The sequence below is a fragment of the Botrimarina sp. genome (assembly GCF_040219535.1).
Classification (GTDB): Bacteria; Planctomycetota; Planctomycetia; order Pirellulales; family Lacipirellulaceae; genus Botrimarina.
Genome location: NZ_JAVJSH010000004.1, coordinates 1 through 3,242, shown reverse-complemented (window position 1 = coordinate 3,242; position 3,242 = coordinate 1). Strand labels below are relative to the sequence as shown.

Annotated in this window: 3 protein-coding genes; all 3 read right to left on the bottom strand. The window is 62.7% G+C overall.

What is annotated here, in order from left to right; genetic code table 11:
• On the bottom strand, nt 1-185 hold a 185-nt coding region (locus RIC11_RS01895), incomplete at its 3' end, for a hypothetical protein (protein WP_350208133.1).
• 307 nt (nt 186-492) lie between these two features.
• Complete coding sequence (locus RIC11_RS01890) at nt 493-2,697, bottom strand: restriction endonuclease (RefSeq protein ID WP_350208132.1); 2,205 nt, start codon at nt 2,695-2,697, stop codon at nt 493-495.
• A 252-nt stretch (nt 2,698-2,949) separates the two neighbouring features.
• Nucleotides 2,950-3,242, bottom strand: a 293-nt coding sequence (locus RIC11_RS01885; RefSeq protein WP_350208131.1) for a hypothetical protein, incomplete at its 5' end; no start/stop codon positions are given.

Sequence of the window (3,242 nt, the reverse complement as noted above, 5' to 3'; positions counted from 1 at the left end):
CCCTCATCGACCAGGCGGTAGCCGGCAGCGAGGGCCGCCAGGTGACGCCTGAGGGCTTCTCTGAGTCGTGCGGCCGCTTCCACGCGGCGGCCGCTGAGGAACGCGAGGTTGGCCGAGACGAGCATCGGCCGGGCGAGGGAGGGCGCGGTGGCGCCTCCCAGCGCCGGGACTGCAGCGCAGACCATGGTGAGGGCTTCCTTTGGCGGGGGAGAAGAGATCCACCCCGCCAATGAAAGCGGCTAGCCGTTGGCACTGTCAGGCGGCACAAGAACCGCCCCGCAGGCCTTACGGCGGTGCGATACCAACGGCTAGCCGCTCTGACTTCTTGTGAGGATTTGACATCTTGTGTGCTCAGGCCCAGAAGCCCGAAGGCGGCCCGCCGGTGAGGGCTGGCGGGCCGGGTAGCTTTGACGGCCGTAGCTTGGCCGGTGCGGACGGCGGGAGTCAAGCGGGCCAGGAGGGTGGGGCGTGTGCGGCGGTGTCGCGGGCGACTTAGCTGGCGCCCAACCTTTCCGCGAACTCGGCGCCATCCATAAGCCGGATATCGTGCAAGCGAGCTTCCTCCACCGCCCCCGAGGTGAAGCCGCTCGTGGTGACGATCATGCCGCGGGTGCCCTGCGGGTACCGCCGGAGGGTCCCGGCAAGCTCTCTCACGACTGAGGGAGACACTTTCCGCTTCGGCTTCCAGCATTTGCACTGGACAATCCACTGGACGGCGTCGAGATCGATCCCCTTCGTGGCGAACACATCAACCCCGTGGTCGCCGAGCCCCGACGCGGCCACGTGCTCGACGTCAAAGCCGAGTCGGGTCATCAGCGAGTGAACGTCTCGCTCGAAGCGGAACCAGTCAACCTCGGCTGAGCAGCCTTCTGAGTCTGCTGCAGTATACAAAGATCGCAGCGCCGACCGACTGCGATAAATCACGTCGCGCTTCGCCTTCCCTCGTTCGTGCGGTCGCACAAACGTGTAACCCTCTGGCACCTCGAACCCGTATCGAATGGCGAGGGACAACTGGTGCTGCGACGGGTGGCTGCTTTTCCGGAGGTGCCCAGCGACGACGTGAGATCGGCGATTTGTCACACTTAGCTGCTCTTCACAAGACGCGAGGTCGGGGCCGCGCTTGTAGTCATATTTTACCCTTGGCAGGTAGACCATTCGCACACCGTCCCTGTAACCGTCTTTCCGATTTCGCTCGATCGGCACCGTCCGCTGCTCGAACACTGCTTCGCGTCTCTCGATAACCCAGAAGTCGCGGATCACTGCCGAAATAAGCAGCTTCAATGCCGCCTGCGCCTTTTCGGTACGCTCTTCCGCTGCCGCGTCGCCATCCTCATAGACCAGCAGGGCGCTGCTGTATTGCCTTTTTGGCTCAACTGTGAAGTAAAAGACGAGACCGCTAGGTTGGCGCAGGGCAACGCAGACGCTCACTTCTTTCTCGCAAAGCTCGACCGATGTGAACGGGCCTATTGCAAGCTGAACGACGGCCTGCGGAGGTATGCAACCTTGCTTGTTCGCGTCGGCTTCGGCCAACAAAAAGCTTGCGTGATCCTCGCATTTCTGGACGTCTTCGCAGCTCGGCAGCTGGTCCATCATGGCGTGGACTTCGCGGCCGCTTACCGGCACGTCACCGCCGCCGAGCAGGTGACCCCATCCGAATACAAAACCGCCTAGCTGCCGCATCCAGTATTCGCGTGGATCGACGCAGGCGGGGAAATCGTGGGGCTTGAGATCCAGCAGCTTCAGCTCGCCCGATTCACTCAACCATGGAAACTTTCGCCCGCATCCAGTGACATCGGCACACTCGATAAAGGTATGCATCACTGCATGAAGGGCGGTAAGCGGATAGTCGCCCTCTTCGCCATCTGGGAGGTCCTTGAAGCTATTCAACACTAGATAGGCAATGCTTCGCGAGCTCTTATGGAAGGCGTTCAGCAGGTAATCTCGTACGACCCTGAAGTCGCCATCACATGTTTCAATCGCTTCAACCAATCCGATCGCCAATTGGTCAAGCTCTAGTCGCCGTGCGACCTCCCCAAAACTTCCCTTGCTTATCGTGTCCAAGATGGTCCGTACCTTGCTGTGAGCTCGAACCCTATCGAACCATCCGAGAGAGAGCCTATCGGTCGCCGACAGATAGCGTTTAACCACTGTCTGGTGGTGCAGCGTCTCCCAGAAATTCGCCGCTTCATCGAAATACCCTTGCGCCCCCGCCTCTTGCAGACCATCGACGTGCAGCTGCGACATCGAAGATCCTTCTTGCGTTGCCGAGTAGTCAACATCGTCTGCCCGCACAACGGTCTTGCCGTGCATGACAACCACTCGAAACGAACCTCCGCGAACGACGTCTAGGAAAGGGTCGCCGTACGGAATCGCGGCTCGGCACAGCAGCTTCTCTTTTTCAGGCCCCCAAAGGTAAGCGGTTAGTGTGAGCGAACCGCCGAACACTCCGCCGCTCCAGCCCCAGGGCAGGACACTCACCCGGCCCGTCTGCCAGTCGGCAGTCTTGTCCCGGTCAAGAAGCTGCATGCAGACCATCTTCTCATCGACCGACCAGCACCCCCTTAGGCGATGATGCTCTGCCGCTTCTTCAGCGAGCCCTTGTGCCACCTTGCGGTTGGCAGTGGATAGCCCTTCGGATTTGCTGGTGCACTCAGCTCCGACTCTGCTAAGGGCCTTCGCGGCTTCTTCGATTGTCATGTGCGAGAACCAGGTTTGGCCATTCCGCCGATCGAAGTCCGGTAAGTGACTTGCGATATGCGGCGAACCCAAACTATCGCTACCCCGGAGCGGCTCGCCAACCGCCCCGGGGCTGATCTCGCTGGATTGCCAAAGAGCCCCCGCGCCGGGCGGGGAGAGTGTTCTGCGGGTCCAACCAGGGAGGGGAGCCCCCGCCCCCGTCCCCGTGCCGCACGCCCACGCCGCGGCCGCAGCCCTTCCTCCTGGCGGGCCTCAGCCCTTCCACCAGTCGGCCTGGTCCTGGTCGGCCTCGAGCCGCCGGTTCATCGCGGCCATGACGTCGCGGGAGTCGCGGAGCGCGCCGGCCAGCATCCGCATCGCGCCCGTCGCCTCGCGCCGGAGCTCCTCCGTGTCGGCGCACAGCTGCACCAGCCGCCCGCAGATCTGTTCCCAGTTGTCGAGCTCGGCCTGCATCTGGTCGGCCTGGCCCCGGATCCGCTCGAGGGCCTCGCGTAGCTCTTGCTCGCTCACGACAGGGCGGCCCCGCGTTCGATGGCCCGCTCCAC